Source organism: Sphingobium sp. TomMM35A (assembly GCF_054771735.1).
Genome location: NZ_BSRC01000001.1, coordinates 1,881,290 through 1,894,995, shown reverse-complemented (window position 1 = coordinate 1,894,995; position 13,706 = coordinate 1,881,290). Strand labels below are relative to the sequence as shown.

Sequence of the window (13,706 nt, the reverse complement as noted above, 5' to 3'; positions counted from 1 at the left end):
CGGCCGTCCGCGAACCGCGCCCATTACCTTCAGAGAGGCAACTAAGCGGTGCAGCCTTTACCAGGACATGGCCTTCCGGCCGTCTGCCGATCGGCTTACCAATCAGAGACGCAAGGTGATTCCTTGCTTCTACCGCGCCTGCCTTCGGGCAGGGCTGGTTAGATCGACAGGTGCCGTCCATCTCCCGCGCGGCGATGCCCGCCAGCCGTATCTTCGGTCCCTCCGCGCACCAGATCGGTCCATCGCCGTCATAAATAGCGGTGGGCGTGCAGGTGAAGGAGACGCCAGAGGCCACGACGGCGGCAAGAAAGGAAATCATTCCTACGGCTTAGCACCGCTCTGCTGTTCCTGCATCCTTTTCATCATCGCCAGCACGGCCGATGCCCCGTTTCGCTTCGTCGCTTCCTGCGACTTGGGCAGATAGTGCTTCACGGGCCGCAGGCTCTTCTGGCGCGCCATGATTTCGATCTGGTGCGCCAGAACGATGATGCGCTCCTGGTTTCCTTTCGCGCGGCCGCGCATGACGTTGCTGTAGCTTCGAAAGGTTTGGCGCCAGAAAGCGCATGGCTCTAGCCTTTCTGCCGACCAGTCCTGCTGGGCTTCGTCCCAGTCCCAGGGCCTAGCACTTCCGCCTTTCCCTCCGCACTCGCATCCGCCTTCGGCATCGCACCGTTCAGAGCCTTGGCGATCGCCTCACCTACTGCCTCGCCGCCGTCGTTCATGAGGTTGATAGCGTCGGGAAGGCTGATGTTGGGCTGATGAGCTTTCAGCGCTCCGTAAAGAATGGCGCCCATGTGCTTGATGCGCGGCTTCTTCGTGACGTTGCCTTCGCCGTCCACCTCGGGAGTGATGGCCTTCAGCAGGTCATCAACGCCCATATCGGCTGCATCTTCCGCCTCAGCGAAGGCGTTGAAGTCCATCACCAGCCGGTAGACTTTGCCGCCGGCGGTGAAGGATGCCTCACCTTTTTGGATGTTTGCCATCAGGGCGTCGGCTCCACATAGGCTTCGATCGCCTCGATCGTGACGACGCGAAAAGTGGCGGTCGCCTCCATCAGGCCGTCAGGCGTGACTTCGCCGCGGTCATAATTGATGCACTTCGCAGTCAGGCTGATCTGAGCCACCGGTTCGCCGTTCTCCGGCAGCACCACCAGCATCTCGCGCGTGTCATTCGCGGCGCGAGCAGCTTCCAGTAGCGTGTCCGTCGTCGACAGCGGTCGACTGTTGAGGGTCACTTCGAAGTCGCTGTCAGCGTAGAAGGTGCTTACATATTCGCGGCGCCAGCCGGGAGACTTCAGGTGTGTCGTTTCGACCTGGTCGCGCTCGCCACCGCCGGGGATCTGGAACGACTTGACCTGGTTCAATTCATAGAGGGCGGTGCCGTTGTAGAGCCAGACCTCCCCCATGTAGCCAACGGTGGCTTCCTGCGTTTCCGCCATCTTAGTCTCCTACGTGCCAGATGATGAGATCCACCGACTGACGGTGAATGGTTGAGCCGTCAGCGACGGGTTCCGAGAGGTCACGCTGGCCTTCCACCAGTGCGTTGCCAAATTTCTTGCCTAAGATCGCAGCCGGGCCGGCAAGCGCTGCTATGGCCGCGCGAGCGAGCTGAAGTGCGGCGCCGTAAGACGTGGCCCAGCAATCCATCTGCACGCGAGTGCTGCGCGCTCCGTCAAACCCTTTGAGGTGCGAAGACCGAGGGTCGCTGATGACCTGCAACGTGATTGCAGGATAAGCGGATCCTTTTGTCCGTTCGACCCAGTAGACGCGCGCAGCGGCGATTGCGGCGACCGCCTCGTCTGCGATCAGCCGCGCCCGAAGGGCAGTCTGGAAATCCATATCTAACCCCTGCCGAGCTTCCGCGCGTCGCGCGCCGCCTTGCGGATCACAGCGTCATTCGTCTCAATCATGAGCGCATCAGCGAACGCCTGGTCGCGCCCGGCTCGCCCAGCATCCACTTCCGGCCGGAAGAAGGGTGTGGCCGCCTGATCGCTGTTGCCGAACTCCAGCTGCACGGAAGCAATATCTTCAACGACCACCTGGACTGCGACGCCCTTGCGTTGCTTGGCAGGCAACACGTCGACGCTCTCATAGGTGTCGCCGCTGAGTACGGGCACCCGGCGGCGCACACCGCGCGCCAGCAGTTCGGCCGGCACCATCAAAGACTTGCGCCCAACGCCGCGGGCCATGGCCTTGCTCATCTCGTTAAGCTGACGCGACGTTTCCCTGAAGCCTTCCAGCCGAGATCCGCCGCGAGCCATCACGCTGCAGCCCTAATCGCAGTGATCCGCCGGCCGCCGTTGTCCAGGTCGTGCACGCCCGTGATGTTCCAGATGCCGCCGTCGAACGCGATCCGGTGATCGGTCACGCTGATGGCGCGGGTCTTGCTGTTGCTCAGCACCTCGAACGATGCCGCCTGCGATCCACCTTGCTGCGCGGCCTCCCGCTGCTCCGAACCGCTGCCATAATAGACTGCGGCATATTCGGGCGCGAACGGTGCCCATGTTTCCTGTTCACCGCCGTACCCATCTTCAACGGTGGTGCGCGCCTCGATCACGATGCGCTCGTTGCGTGGGCCGGCCTTCATACCAGATGAGCCCGATAAGGATCAGCGAGGACGGTCGATCCGAACGGGATTTCGGATAGCGGGGAACCGGGTGCCACCGTTTCGCGGTTGGCGTATAGATGCCCCACCAGCAGGAGGATCGCTGCCTGCAGGTCCTCTGGCAGATCGTCATCCTCATAGCCTGCGGTGAGCGTGACAGTGATGCCGGCTGGGCTGCCGACAGCGGGCCAGCTCGCGCCCACCGCCGGCAGCACGACAGGATTCTGCATCGCCACCAAGCGATAGTCGCTCCACGTCTGCGAGAGCCCAGCCGCATCGAGGTAAGAGATCGACGAGACGTCGGGATCAGGACCATCAAGGATGGCAATCCCGCGCCCGAACGCGGCAAAGTGCCGGACGACTTCGCGCCGGTCGATCAGCTGCCCAGTATAGTTCTCCGCCCAACGCTTTGCAGCATCCAGGTAGGTCTGGATCAGATCATCGTCATCGCTGTGCAACACGCGCAGGTGCTGCTTGGCGCGGGCGAGATCGAGCATGGTTTACTCGGCAGCCTTGTTCTTCGGCGCGGGTGCCCGCTTGTTCGACGGAGCGGGTTCCTTCTTCTCTTCAGGCGCTTTCTCGGCAGGTGCCGCCGTGACAGCGCCTAGCCGCTCCAGCCGGTCAAAATCTGCTTGGTTGAATTCGCGCTCCGTGCCTTCCGGCTCTCCGTCGAGCGGCTTCGTGAGGATTGCTTTCACCATCGTGCTTCTCCTTCGCTTTCAAGAGAGCCGCGGGCGGCGCTCATGAAAACGGGGCAGCCGAAGCCGCCCCGAGACCATTCATCAGGCTACGCGGCCAAGATCGCCATAGACCAGGGCTTCCGGGCGGTAGATGGCGAGTGCAAGGCGCTCTTCCGCACGGATGGTGACCTTGTTCTTGACGAAATTGTCCTGATCTTCGGTCGACACTTCAACGGTGGCGTCCTGCCGGTCGAAGATCTGCGCGGCCAAGTTGAACGCGCCGACCAGCGACTTATCGACGCCCATCGCCTGGGTTTCGACAACGGGCAGGCCCCACAGGCGCTTGTCGATGGTGCCCTGCGGATTGCCGATCAGGTAACGGCCGTCGCCGTCCTTCTCCATCTCGATCGCCGCCATGTCGATCGGGTTCAGGACGATGCCGTTCGCTGGGTATTCAGCGAGGGCAACCTGAAGGATCATCAGGCGAATGATGTCGATCGGGCTGGTGGCCGTCAGGCCGCCCGGAGCGGCGTACGGCGTTGCCTCCGTCACCATGCCTGGCAGGTTCTGACCGGTGCCGGAGCCGTTGAGCAACTGAAGCTCTTCGGCATAGGACAGGCCATAACGCAGCCGCTGGTCGATCATCGAACGCAGCCCGGCGGCATCCGCCAGCACCTGCACGCTCGCACGCATCCAGTGCGCGATTGTGCGTACGACAGCAGTGGCTTCTTCAAACTGGATTTCCGACTGCGGCTTCAGGGCACCTTCGGCCACCGGGGCGGCATTATTGGTGAAGCCCTTCTCCTTGTCGTATTCGATCGAGTTCGAAGTCGTCTGCCCGGGCGCGATCAGGGCGCGGATCGTCATGCGCCGCTGGGGCAGCATGACGGGCGATGCACGGTCCGGCTGGATCAGTGTACCGACAGAGCCAGCGGCGTCGGTGGTCAGCGATGTGATGTCCTTCACGTCGATAATCACGCGGCCGCGGGGGCGGGTTTCGCCGGCGAAGGACTTGAACCGCTCGTCAGAGACAAAGCGTTCACCGGCTGTCATCGGGGCGTCATCGCCCTGCTGCATGCCGTCCATCTTCTGTTCGATGTCGGTCAGCCGCTGCTTGGCTTCGTTCATCGCCGTGATGGCTTCGTCCGCCAGTTCCTTGACGGTTCCGGTCATTTCGACGCCCTTCTGGGCTTCGGCTAGCGCCTTTTCGGCGATCTCCTTCACTGCGTCATGCTTCTGCTCGAAGGCACTCTTCAGTTCGGTCGCCATTTCGGAAACGCTCTTGCCCTGCGGGTGCCCGTCCGGCGCGCGGAGGTAGCGACCCTTGCGCCTTTCGGTTGGGGTCATGGCACCAAGCCCGACCATGCCGAGGGCAGCCGCACTGCTGATATCGCCCAGGTTCGCGGGTGCGTGGAAGGAGAGGAGGGTGGCCGCGTGCGCGGCGTCGGGAAGCACCATGGTGACGCACAGCGCAAGCGCCATGAGCCCCATCATGAGATAGGATCGCTGCATTGTTTGCCCTTTCTAGGCAGAGAGGAAAGATCAGCCCCGGAGAGCTTGAAGGAACTCCACGAGCTCTTCATTCGCCTTGCCCTCGGGCTCCCCCCGAAGATGCGGCGCGCAGGACGATGCCAGAGCAGTCGCCTTGCTGTTCGAGAAGCCGCCTACATCCCGCAGGAACTTCTCAAATTCTCTAACCGAAGGCACTTCGCCATCGGCCCATGATTTCACTGAGGTAACCAGCGAGCGACGGTTCGCCGGAAAATTCACGACGCTTACCTCCCAAAGGTCCACAGCTTTGAGGAATTGCACACCGGAGCGCTTCGGATCCGGTTCGCTGGAAAGCGTCTGATACCCGATGGAGAGACCACGGACCGCGCGGCGCTTAAGCGCACGATGGACCCGTTGGCCGACAGGATCATCCAGATCCAGTTGCCCCTTCATCCAAAGACCCTTGCCATCCTCGGCCATGTCTTCCCAGTTGCCGATCGGCAATTCGTTGGACTGGTGGCCCCAAAGCATGAGCGGCATCGTGCCCTCACGCTTGTGCTTCACGAGCGTGTCTGCGAAGCATCCGGCGACCATGATGTCACCGTAGCTGTCAGGCTGTCCGCCAAAGGTGCTGCCATATCCTTCGAAGGATCCGGCGTCGGACACATCCTTCACGTCCAGCGCGAATTCGCTCTTGTTCATGGCGTCACTTCCTGCGTGATCGGGACATTTTGCATCTGCATGCGGGGCACATCGCCGCCCGTAACCGGCGGCAGGTTCTCCAAGGCGCGAACCTCGTTGATTGTCATCGCGCCAATGCCGGTCATTTCGCGGTAGAACTGGGCCCGCGCCGCGCTGTCACCGCGCAGCAGCCCTTCCAGGTTGAACTCAATCGTCACCCCCGCCGCGCGGTCTTGGGGTGTTAACAGTTGCTTGGCGAGGGCCTGTTCGATGCGCTCTAGCCGCGGTCGCAGAGCAAACTTCTGAAAACCCAGCGTTTGCTGCTCGAGGCCAGTTCCCCAGCTGGTGCTGCTCTCGGTGTGTCCTACCATGTGGGGAGGCACGCCAAAGATGCGGCAAATCTCCTCAACTGAGAATCGGCGGCTCTCCAGCATCTGCGCATCGTGCGGGTTGATCGCCAACTGCTCCCACTTCATGCCGTTATCCAGCAGCATCGGGCGGCCGTCGTTCATGGCGCCAACGAATTTTTCCTGCAGCAAGGTTTCCGCGAGCAGGCGCTGATCCTTCGTGAGCGGCTTGTCGATTGAGAGAACGCCAGATGGGCGTGCGCCGTTGCGGAACATCGAACTGGCAGAACCCTCGACATTCAAACCGGCGCTGAATGCGCGGCCGCAAACAGCAAGTGTCGACGCGCCACCTAGTGGACCGCCACCAAAACCCCTGATGTGCAAAACGCGACTTTCGTCAGCGATGGAGCGGATACCATTATCCATCCACTCATATTCGAGACCCTCGCGAGAGATGCGCCGGACGGTCATGGCCTCTGGCGGGATAGGAATTAGGGAGCTGATCCCGGTGCCCAGCGTCCGCTTCTCCGCATATGCGTTTCCGTAAAGCTCGAGCGAGCCCTGAATGAAGCCCCAGAAGTCGACGGCAGTTTGCCACCGGTTCGGTGTGTCGTGAAGGATCGGGTAGAGCCGATGCCCCTTGTCAACTTCGCGCCGGCCGTTCCGTTCACGGTAGACCATGAGCGGCAGAGAGCCGATGGTCCCTGCGAGCAAGTTTACGCACGCCCAAGTGGCGGAGATGCCCAGCGCCGCATTGCCGCACCTGGCATCATTCCAGTCCGCCACTGTGACGCGGTTCGTCACGAAATTATCGCGGTCGTGAAAGCCCGAGCGCCCAGTGTCAGGCGTCCACGTTTTCCGCAGCGTGGCAAGCACGCGCTGGACGACGTTCACGCGGCGAGCCCCTCAATCCAGCCATCCAAGTTCACCGAAGAATCTGGCAGTAGCATCGGGGCAGTTGCGTTGATCATGCCGTCCACCCCGTCGATCTTGTTAGGACTGTTGGCCGTCTCCTTCTTCGGAAGGAGGCTCCCATCGGTTCGGCGATCGACAACGGCGTTGCCGATCATCCAGGTCATCACCGGATTATCGTCATGCTGCAGGCGGTGCGGCCCTGCCTTCACGCGTGCCTCGATCGCCTTCGCCGGATCCGTCGCGTTGCGCGCGTTCTTCGCAAGCTGGACGGCGAAAGGCTGATCGGGTTCGCCGAAATCTTCGTTGAGGCGGCTCGCCATCGCGAGACCGCTGTTCCACTGGTCGAAGGTCGCCTTCTTGGCGGCCAGCCGTTCCTTAAGTTCGCGGATCAGATCCTCAATCCGGCGATGGTCGATGAAGTCACCCTCGGTCGTCGTGAGGTGGCCTTCCTTCGCCCAGCGCCGATACAACTCGGTGATTTGCTTGACGTTCGTGTCTTCGCTCTTCAGCCGCGCTTCCGGCACGAAGAACCATGTCTTCACGAGCAGCCGATCCTCGCCATCGACAGCGGCAAGCACTACCGCCGAAAGGTCATCGACGTTGGAAAGGTCGGCACCGATCCAGCAATCCAGCCCCTCGAAGTCGTCCAGAGACAGGTTCGAATCGCCGCACTTCTGCCATTGTGTTACATTCAGCCAGGCGGAGAGCGCGCCGGTCCATACGTTCAGACGCTTTGTCTTGAATTCCCCTTCCGCTGCCGGGTTGTTCTTCGCCTCGATCGCATAGGCCCGAAGCTCTTCCAGTTGCACGGCAGCCCCGAGCAGGGGGTTTGCCTTGCACCAGTTTCGCTCGTCGAAGGGGTCGTCTCCCTCCTTGCGATCGTCGCCATAGTCCTCAGCCCGGTCGAGCGTGAAGATGATGGCGAAATAGTGCTCGGCGATAACGCTGCCGTTCAGCACCTTCGCCGCGAATGTCCGCTCCTCATAGCAGGGGCCGTTGATGTCTGACCCGGCCGTGGTGATCGCCCACATCAGCGGCTGCTTGCGAGCGCCGAAAGCGGAGCGCAGCACGTTGAAAAGGTCGCGATCCTTGTGCGCGTGGAACTCGTCGAGCGTGACAAGGTGCGGGTTGTGCCCGTCCTGGCTCTTCGACTTCGCGTGAAGCGGTTGCATGTAACCGCCGTTGTCCGCGCAGGTGATTGACTTCGCCCAAGGCGTGACGCCGAACGCCTCCTGAAGCGCAGGCTGCTTTTCGACCATGCGCTTGGCCGGATGGAAAACCTTCTTTGCCTGATCGAACGTCGTCGCCGCTGTCAGTACCTGCGGGCCGACCTCATTCTCGCAGCAGAGGCAGTAGAGCGAAACGCCAGCCGTCTTGGTCGACTTGGCATTCTTTCTCGCCACCTCCTCATAGACCATCGTGAACCGACGGAGGCCGTTACCCTTGCGCCGCCAGCCGAAAACCGTCGAGAGAATGAAGATCTGGGCCGGTTCAAGGTCGATCAGGCCGCAGCGATCGTCGTGAAATCCGTCCTCCGCCCCAAGGCACTTGCACCAGTTGCCCTCAATATGAGGCAGCTTCTCGATAAAATTGAAACCTTGTAAATTCAGCAGCTTACGACGCCATGCGCAAGCCTTGCGCAACGGAAGAGGGAAGCGCGAGGGGGGAAGGGCTGGATATGAGGCGGTCGGCCATCTGCTGCATCCTATCGACGGCGGCACCAGCCGGCCGGATCGAATGGACATACACCTGCAGCGTGGTGTCGAATTTGGCATGGCCAAGCGCGCCAGCCACCTCGGGCAGCGACCAGCCGTTTTCGACCATCCAGCTACCGGCGAAGTGGCGCAGGGCGTGGAAGTGCAGGCGCTCTCCTTTTGTGTCGAGGCCAGCCGACACCAGCAACGGCCCCCAGTATGCATAATGAAAGCTGTTCGTGTTGATGATCGCCCCATTGCGACTGCGGAAGATCAGCGACCGGTTGTTCGGAATATAGTAGCGTTTCATCCATTGAGCGATCAGCGCGGCGACGTGTGAAGGCATTGGCACGTCGCGGTTTCCCGCCTTAGTTTTCGGCCCTTTCAACTCGTCATAGCGGGTGAGGTTGTGCCGGACGCGGATCATGCACTGCTCTAGGTCCACGTTCTCGACAGTGAGCCCGCCAATCTCGCCGAAGCGCAGGCCACAGAAGGCAGCGAGGTGAACCGAGCATCGCAAGAACAAATGCGCGCGCTCCTGCCCCCTCCATTTCTTTGTCTCAGCCGCCTCAAGCAGCGCCTTAACGTCCTCGATCGAGAACGTCCGTATTTTGGCAGGCTGGATGCCCCGAAGCTCCTGGAGCGCCTCGATCACGGGATTTTCCCGCACCAGCCGCCGCCGCATCCCGAAATCAAAGGCGCGCTTCATCACCGCGATGCGAGACCGGGCGGTTTGCGGCGACAGCTTTCCCTTGCGCGTCATATCTCGGTACATTTCAGCGATATGGTGAGGCGTGAGTTCTGTCACTCGGTAGTGGCCCACTCGGGGGACGATATGCACCCGGATGGCATTGTCGAGGAAGACCCGGGCTCCCCGGCCTATCCGGCCGTCCCTGATGCGATCCTCCTGATATTTCATAAACTCGTTGGAAAGTTCGGCGACCGTCAGGGTTTCGGACCAAGCGATATGCCGCCCGCTCTCGATCTCCGTTTCCACTTTCCGGCAATAGGCGTCCGCTTCCTTTTTGCGCTCGAAGGTGCGCTGACGATGCTTTCCACCTTCCTTGTAGCGGACAACCCACGCTGATTTTGCCTCTCCTTTATGGTTCCATTCCCTTTTCGATACACTCGCCATCTCGGGCACTCCTTGCGCAATGCGCGTTTAGAAAATCTCTGGAAAGGCGCAGAAAACCGTCGAATTTTGGCGGTGTCCATGCGCAAGTGAACCCCGCCCAGCCGCGCCGGGCGGGGAAGTGTGGTCAATCTTTGGTGACGTTGTCGGTCATTCGCTCGATGTCGGACGAGATCCGGCTGAGGTAATCAGCGATACCGCGCAGCCCTCCTTCGCAGGGGTCTCCAGTGCTGAGGCCAGCCGACATTGCCCGCGCTATCTCGGCAATCTGATCAAGCTCGAACTCGATCTTGCCGAGCGCAAACGCTTCCGGGCCGGTCATGCCGCGTAACCTTCGCAAAGCATGCCGTGCCGGCTGGCGTCGAACGCTCCCAAGCTATCGAGATGCCTCCTCCAGCGCGCCGCGCACCAAGCATCGCCCGCCTCTTCGGACATCGCCACGGCTTCGGCCGCCTTATGAAAATCCTCAGCGTGTCGGTAGTTGATCGGGCCAGCCGATTGGTCAGGGCCATATTGGGGCAGGAGGGGCGCATTCTCGCCCTCCGGCAAATCGTCGATGCCGATTTCCTCCTCGGACTCGAGGTCGCAGTCGCCTGCCAGCACGTCGAGTTGTGAGATCAGCGCCTCGATCATGTCGCCCAGCTCGCGGTAAGCGCGGCGCGCGCCAAGGATGGAGGGGAGGTCGCCGGGCGTCACGACGCGCCCGCCTGTGTCGATCTTCATCTGAAGCATGTTTCGTTCTCACTGGTTTTGGCCTGTCACAGCCGCTTGCCAAGGGACCGCCTTGGCGCCGGGAGGGTGACAGCCTGCCAGTGAGACAGGTGGAACGTTTTCCCCTCCGAAAAGGGTCTTGTATGTGCGTCCCACTCCCGACATAAGGGGTCGGTGAGCGGTGGACGCCAATCCACGCTCTTCGAGCAGACGCCAATCTGCTCAACCAGACGGCACCCTCGCCAAAGGGCTCCGTCTGTTCACTGGTCCGGGCTGTCACACCCAATCACCACATTAGAACGATGATCCCCCGACGCGCAAGCGCCGGGTGCATCGTCGTGTCTTATTGACCGGGGATGCGGCGCGATGCCTTCCGCTGCATTGCGATCTGCGCGGCCTGCGATCCGAAGTTCCCGGCCGCTACCGCCATCGGCCGGGCCACTGCTAATGCCTGGTTCCTCACATGCGCATCGAAGTAGGGGCTCGGCACAACATCGACCACCACCCGCGCGGGAGCCATATTCTGATGATTGAGCCCCGGCATTTCACGAAGCCAATCGGATCGATCGGGCAGACGCGGCGGGTTGAAGTCGATGTTGGGGATGATGGTGCCAGACTGCCTGGCTGTGAACAGCTCGGGGCCGTTCTCCCCCACCACATAGGTCTTGCCAGCCGACACCGGACCACCAGCCGCGCGGAAGCCCGCGATAGGCGTGAAGCTCTTGAAGCTGTTCTGGAGGCCTTTGCCAAAGGCGCCAGTGCCCGCCACTGAGCCGAAGGCGTTGAAGGCGCTGGAGAGTATGTCGAGGATGCCGCCGCCCTTTATCGCATTGGCAAGGTTCGACAGGGCGTTGAGCGCCTGGTTCGCCATATTCACGAACGCTTCGCCTGCGGTGCTGGTGCTGACTGCGATCTTCTCTGCCATGCTGGCCGTCGTCGCCTGCACGCTCGCCCACGCCTCATCCAGCGCGCCGGGCACGTTTTCCAGTTCGCCGCCCAACTGCTCCAGCCGTGATTTCTCTGCCGCGTCTGCGACAAGCTGCCGCTGGCGCATAAGCGCAGGGAATGCCGTGTTTGGATCCGCTTCGAGCGCCGCAAGCGCCTCCAGCTCCTTCCGCAAGCCCGCAGTCTCCGGGTACATGGCGTCCATGATCCTGGAGATCTTCTCGGCCATCTCCTTCTGCCTTTTAAGCGCCTTCTCCTGCTCGGTCTCGCCAGCGCGCGGCTTACTTGCGCCACCCTTTTTGCTTCCGCCTCCAGATGCGACCACTGGAGCGGGCCGGTAGCCTGCACCTTTGCGGTTCCCCATCACGTCATAGCCCGACGTCATCTGATCGAAGCGACGCTGCGCCGATTCTCCCTGCAACTTTTGCTCGGTGGTTACGCGCGCGTTCTCGTATGTGCCGCCCCCAAGGACGAACCGGCTGACTGAGTTGAGGGGGTTAAACCAGCCGGCGATATAGTTGAGCTTGGTGATGACGCCGCCCAGCTTGCTATCCACCGTCTGGAACATGGAGCCGATCGACGAAACGGTATCGATCAATTGTTGCGCTACGGCAGTGATGCCAGCCAACTCCGATCGGATGGTGATACCCATCTGCTCAGCAGCGCTGGCCATATTACCGAAGCCGGTGGACCCTTGCAGCACAAAGGACGACAGGGCGGTCGAGAACTGCCCCCCCTGATCGAACGCGCCGAAGGCTGTCACCGCGGCATTGTGGACTTGATCCATGGCCTCGCCGAATGTCACCGGCATCTGCTTGAATTCAGCGTCGATGCCATCCGTGAACTTGCGGTCGGTGAGGGCGCGGAAGAGCCGGTCGGCTGTCAGCTGCCCCTCTTCGGCCATCTTGCGCAGGCTGCCAATAGGAACGCCCAAGCTGTCGGCAAGCAGGCGGGCGAGGCGCGGGGATGCCTCCATGATGCTGTTAAACTCGTCGCCGCGCAGGACGCCCGAAGCAAGCGCCTGGCCAAACTGAAGTGTCGCCGACGCCGCCTCGCTCGCATCGGCGCCGCTGATCTTGAGCGTTTTGGAGAATGTCTCGGTGGCGCGGGCAGCCTGTTGCTGAGTTCCGCCGATCTCGCGGGTCGCCCTCATGAAGTTGGCATAGAGGGAGCCCGTTTCGGTGAGCCCATTACGGGTTTCAGCCGCGATCCGGTTAACGTCCTTTTGCGCCTGGCCGAAGCTGCCGAATTGTGCCGTTGCTAGTTGCAGCTGCGCGGATAGCTGCTTTGCCTGGTCGGCCAGCTTCAGATATGCGCCGCCAGCCGCTACGATCGATGTGGTAGCGAAGGCAGCGGCGAGGCCCTGCGACAGCCTCGCGCCCATTGCGGACATCTTGCTTCCGAATGTTTCGAAATTCTTGCCGGCGCCGTTGAGCTTGCGCTGCACATTCGACATCGCCTTGTCGAATTGAGCGCTGTCCGCCCCAATGTCGATGCGCATCGCGCCGATCTTGGTAGATGCCATGTCCTATTTGCCTTTCGCAGCCAGCCGGGCAGTCCTGCGCGCCTCCCGCGCCGCAGTCTTGTCCAGTTCAGATTTCAATGTTTCGACGAACCGGCGGATCGTGGGCTCGGCCTGGCTGTCGAAAGCGGGGCGCATGAAGGGGTGGGCGATCTGGTTCACAGAGCCAAATTCCTCGAGATGCGCCATCGGGTCGCGAGTGCCGACATAAACCTCGGCAAAGTGCTTCCCCTGCTTTCGGGCCTGCGCAGCTTGGCGCGGCGTGAGCCGCTTGCCGATCTGCACCAGTGCTTTCATCGTGCCCGGTAGCCGGACCCTTCGACTTTCGCCCTTGCCATAGGTGATGACCTCGCCGGGATCGGTGCGGCCGGGGGCCATGTCCTGCGCCATTTGATGCATGGGAGCGGCGGCGCTCAATAGCGCGCGCTCGACCGTGCCCTTGGCAATTGCTTTGGTGCGCAACTGGCCAAGGGCTTGATCCAGTTCCCTAAGGCCCTGGACCTTGATCTTCATTCCGCTGCCGCGCTTTCTTCGCTCGGGGGGACCGCCTCGCTGAAGTACGGACTTGTCTCGAACGCATCCCCAATCAGGTCCGAGGTTCGGCCGAGCCCCACGGCATCCATGATGCGATTGGCTAACTGCTGCTGAAGCGGCCAGATGACCTGAACAACCGGCGAAAGGCCCAGCGCCTTGGACAAGCCAGCCGCAACGCTGGTGTCGCTGGTGGTTTGCGGATGATGCTCTACCAGGCAGGCCGCCAGCATGTCCCGCACCGTCTCAAGGCCCGGCGTGGCGAGTTTGTCTTTCATCTCTGCCAGCGGGACGCCTAGCGCCTTTTCCATGTGCAGCAGCGCCGCCGTTCCCATCAGCAGCGTGTATGTTTCACCCAGCGCCGCGACAGTGACGGCGCGCTTGGTCTTCGTTGTCGGCTTCTTTGCCATGATCTTCTCCAGAAACGAGAGGGGGTGGCCCCGGCGATGGGGA

The 13,706-nt window shown here is 61.7% G+C and carries 18 protein-coding genes; all 18 read right to left on the bottom strand.

The window, feature by feature from the left end; translation table 11 throughout:
- Positions 1–321: 321 nt before the first annotated feature.
- Complete coding sequence (locus ACYU8T_RS09445; protein ID WP_461159256.1) at positions 322–522, bottom strand: hypothetical protein; 201 nt, start codon at positions 520–522, stop codon at positions 322–324.
- Between the two features lie 47 nt (positions 523–569).
- On the bottom strand, positions 570–983 hold the full coding sequence (locus ACYU8T_RS09440; RefSeq protein ID WP_461159255.1) for a hypothetical protein: 414 nt from the start codon (positions 981–983) through the stop codon (positions 570–572).
- On the bottom strand, positions 983–1,438 hold the full coding sequence (locus ACYU8T_RS09435) for a phage tail protein (protein WP_461159254.1): 456 nt from the start codon (positions 1,436–1,438) through the stop codon (positions 983–985). Before ACYU8T_RS09435 ends, ACYU8T_RS09440 begins: the two co-directional genes overlap by 1 nt.
- 1 nt (position 1,439) lies before the next feature.
- The gene (gene gp17 / locus ACYU8T_RS09430) at positions 1,440–1,838 is read right to left on the bottom strand and encodes a tail completion protein gp17 (RefSeq protein WP_461159253.1); all 399 of its coding nucleotides are present in this window, start codon (positions 1,836–1,838) and stop codon (positions 1,440–1,442) included.
- A 2-nt stretch (positions 1,839–1,840) separates the two neighbouring features.
- A complete protein-coding gene (locus ACYU8T_RS09425; protein WP_461159252.1) occupies positions 1,841–2,200 on the bottom strand; it encodes an HK97-gp10 family putative phage morphogenesis protein in 360 nt (119 codons plus the stop codon).
- A gap of 59 nt (positions 2,201–2,259) precedes the next feature.
- Positions 2,260–2,586 carry a head-tail adaptor protein gene (locus tag ACYU8T_RS09420; RefSeq protein ID WP_461159251.1) on the bottom strand — a complete coding sequence of 109 codons (327 nt, stop codon included), beginning with the start codon at positions 2,584–2,586 and terminating at the stop codon, positions 2,260–2,262.
- Positions 2,583–3,101, bottom strand: a complete 519-nt coding sequence (locus tag ACYU8T_RS09415) for a head-tail connector protein (RefSeq protein WP_461159250.1) — start codon at positions 3,099–3,101, stop codon at positions 2,583–2,585. The genes ACYU8T_RS09420 and ACYU8T_RS09415 overlap by 4 nt, the downstream gene beginning before the upstream one ends.
- A gap of 3 nt (positions 3,102–3,104) precedes the next feature.
- Positions 3,105–3,305 (bottom strand): hypothetical protein, encoded by a 201-nt coding sequence (locus ACYU8T_RS09410; protein WP_461159249.1) that lies wholly within the window; start codon positions 3,303–3,305, stop codon positions 3,105–3,107.
- An 81-nt stretch (positions 3,306–3,386) separates the two neighbouring features.
- Positions 3,387–4,796 carry a phage major capsid protein gene (locus ACYU8T_RS09405; RefSeq protein ID WP_461159248.1) on the bottom strand — a complete coding sequence of 470 codons (1,410 nt, stop codon included), beginning with the start codon at positions 4,794–4,796 and terminating at the stop codon, positions 3,387–3,389.
- Positions 4,797–4,826: 30 nt separating this feature from the next.
- A complete protein-coding gene (locus tag ACYU8T_RS09400; protein ID WP_461159247.1) occupies positions 4,827–5,477 on the bottom strand; it encodes an HK97 family phage prohead protease in 651 nt (216 codons plus the stop codon).
- Positions 5,474–6,697: a phage portal protein gene (locus ACYU8T_RS09395; RefSeq protein ID WP_461159246.1), complete on the bottom strand. Its 1,224-nt coding sequence runs from the start codon at positions 6,695–6,697 to the stop codon at positions 5,474–5,476. Before ACYU8T_RS09395 ends, ACYU8T_RS09400 begins: the two co-directional genes overlap by 4 nt.
- Positions 6,694–8,361, bottom strand: a complete 1,668-nt coding sequence (locus ACYU8T_RS09390; protein WP_461159245.1) for a terminase large subunit — start codon at positions 8,359–8,361, stop codon at positions 6,694–6,696. The genes ACYU8T_RS09395 and ACYU8T_RS09390 overlap by 4 nt, the downstream gene beginning before the upstream one ends.
- On the bottom strand, positions 8,333–9,547 hold the full coding sequence (locus tag ACYU8T_RS09385; RefSeq protein ID WP_461159244.1) for a tyrosine-type recombinase/integrase: 1,215 nt from the start codon (positions 9,545–9,547) through the stop codon (positions 8,333–8,335). Before ACYU8T_RS09385 ends, ACYU8T_RS09390 begins: the two co-directional genes overlap by 29 nt.
- A 124-nt stretch (positions 9,548–9,671) precedes the next feature.
- Positions 9,672–9,866 carry a hypothetical protein gene (locus ACYU8T_RS09380; RefSeq protein WP_461159243.1) on the bottom strand — a complete coding sequence of 65 codons (195 nt, stop codon included), beginning with the start codon at positions 9,864–9,866 and terminating at the stop codon, positions 9,672–9,674.
- Entirely contained in the window at positions 9,863–10,267 is a 405-nt protein-coding gene (locus ACYU8T_RS09375; RefSeq protein WP_461159242.1) for a hypothetical protein, read from the bottom strand. Before ACYU8T_RS09375 ends, ACYU8T_RS09380 begins: the two co-directional genes overlap by 4 nt.
- A 331-nt stretch (positions 10,268–10,598) precedes the next feature.
- Complete coding sequence (locus ACYU8T_RS09370) at positions 10,599–12,725, bottom strand: tape measure protein (protein WP_461159241.1); 2,127 nt, start codon at positions 12,723–12,725, stop codon at positions 10,599–10,601.
- 3 nt (positions 12,726–12,728) lie between these two features.
- Positions 12,729–13,235 carry an HK97-gp10 family putative phage morphogenesis protein gene (locus ACYU8T_RS09365; protein WP_461159240.1) on the bottom strand — a complete coding sequence of 169 codons (507 nt, stop codon included), beginning with the start codon at positions 13,233–13,235 and terminating at the stop codon, positions 12,729–12,731.
- Complete coding sequence (locus ACYU8T_RS09360; protein ID WP_461159239.1) at positions 13,232–13,663, bottom strand: hypothetical protein; 432 nt, start codon at positions 13,661–13,663, stop codon at positions 13,232–13,234. The genes ACYU8T_RS09365 and ACYU8T_RS09360 overlap by 4 nt, the downstream gene beginning before the upstream one ends.
- Positions 13,664–13,706 lie beyond the last annotated feature (43 nt).

Coding starts and splice junctions, on each gene's coding strand:
- ACYU8T_RS09435 (WP_461159254.1), bottom strand. CDS start 1,438: ATGGCGGAAACGCAGGAAGCCACCGTTGGCTACATGGGGGAGGTCTGG.
- ACYU8T_RS09405 (WP_461159248.1), bottom strand. CDS start 4,796: ATGCAGCGATCCTATCTCATGATGGGGCTCATGGCGCTTGCGCTGTGC.
- ACYU8T_RS09370 (WP_461159241.1), bottom strand. CDS start 12,725: ATGGCATCTACCAAGATCGGCGCGATGCGCATCGACATTGGGGCGGAC.
- ACYU8T_RS09420 (WP_461159251.1), bottom strand. CDS start 2,586: ATGAAGGCCGGCCCACGCAACGAGCGCATCGTGATCGAGGCGCGCACC.
- ACYU8T_RS09365 (WP_461159240.1), bottom strand. CDS start 13,235: ATGAAGATCAAGGTCCAGGGCCTTAGGGAACTGGATCAAGCCCTTGGC.
- ACYU8T_RS09415 (WP_461159250.1), bottom strand. CDS start 3,101: ATGCTCGATCTCGCCCGCGCCAAGCAGCACCTGCGCGTGTTGCACAGC.
- ACYU8T_RS09385 (WP_461159244.1), bottom strand. CDS start 9,547: ATGGCGAGTGTATCGAAAAGGGAATGGAACCATAAAGGAGAGGCAAAA.
- gp17 (WP_461159253.1), bottom strand. CDS start 1,838: ATGGATTTCCAGACTGCCCTTCGGGCGCGGCTGATCGCAGACGAGGCG.
- ACYU8T_RS09375 (WP_461159242.1), bottom strand. CDS start 10,267: ATGAAGATCGACACAGGCGGGCGCGTCGTGACGCCCGGCGACCTCCCC.
- ACYU8T_RS09410 (WP_461159249.1), bottom strand. CDS start 3,305: ATGGTGAAAGCAATCCTCACGAAGCCGCTCGACGGAGAGCCGGAAGGC.
- ACYU8T_RS09380 (WP_461159243.1), bottom strand. CDS start 9,866: ATGACCGGCCCGGAAGCGTTTGCGCTCGGCAAGATCGAGTTCGAGCTT.
- ACYU8T_RS09425 (WP_461159252.1), bottom strand. CDS start 2,200: ATGAGCAAGGCCATGGCCCGCGGCGTTGGGCGCAAGTCTTTGATGGTG.
- ACYU8T_RS09360 (WP_461159239.1), bottom strand. CDS start 13,663: ATGGCAAAGAAGCCGACAACGAAGACCAAGCGCGCCGTCACTGTCGCG.
- ACYU8T_RS09440 (WP_461159255.1), bottom strand. CDS start 983: ATGGCAAACATCCAAAAAGGTGAGGCATCCTTCACCGCCGGCGGCAAA.
- ACYU8T_RS09400 (WP_461159247.1), bottom strand. CDS start 5,477: ATGAACAAGAGCGAATTCGCGCTGGACGTGAAGGATGTGTCCGACGCC.
- ACYU8T_RS09445 (WP_461159256.1), bottom strand. CDS start 522: ATGCGCGGCCGCGCGAAAGGAAACCAGGAGCGCATCATCGTTCTGGCG.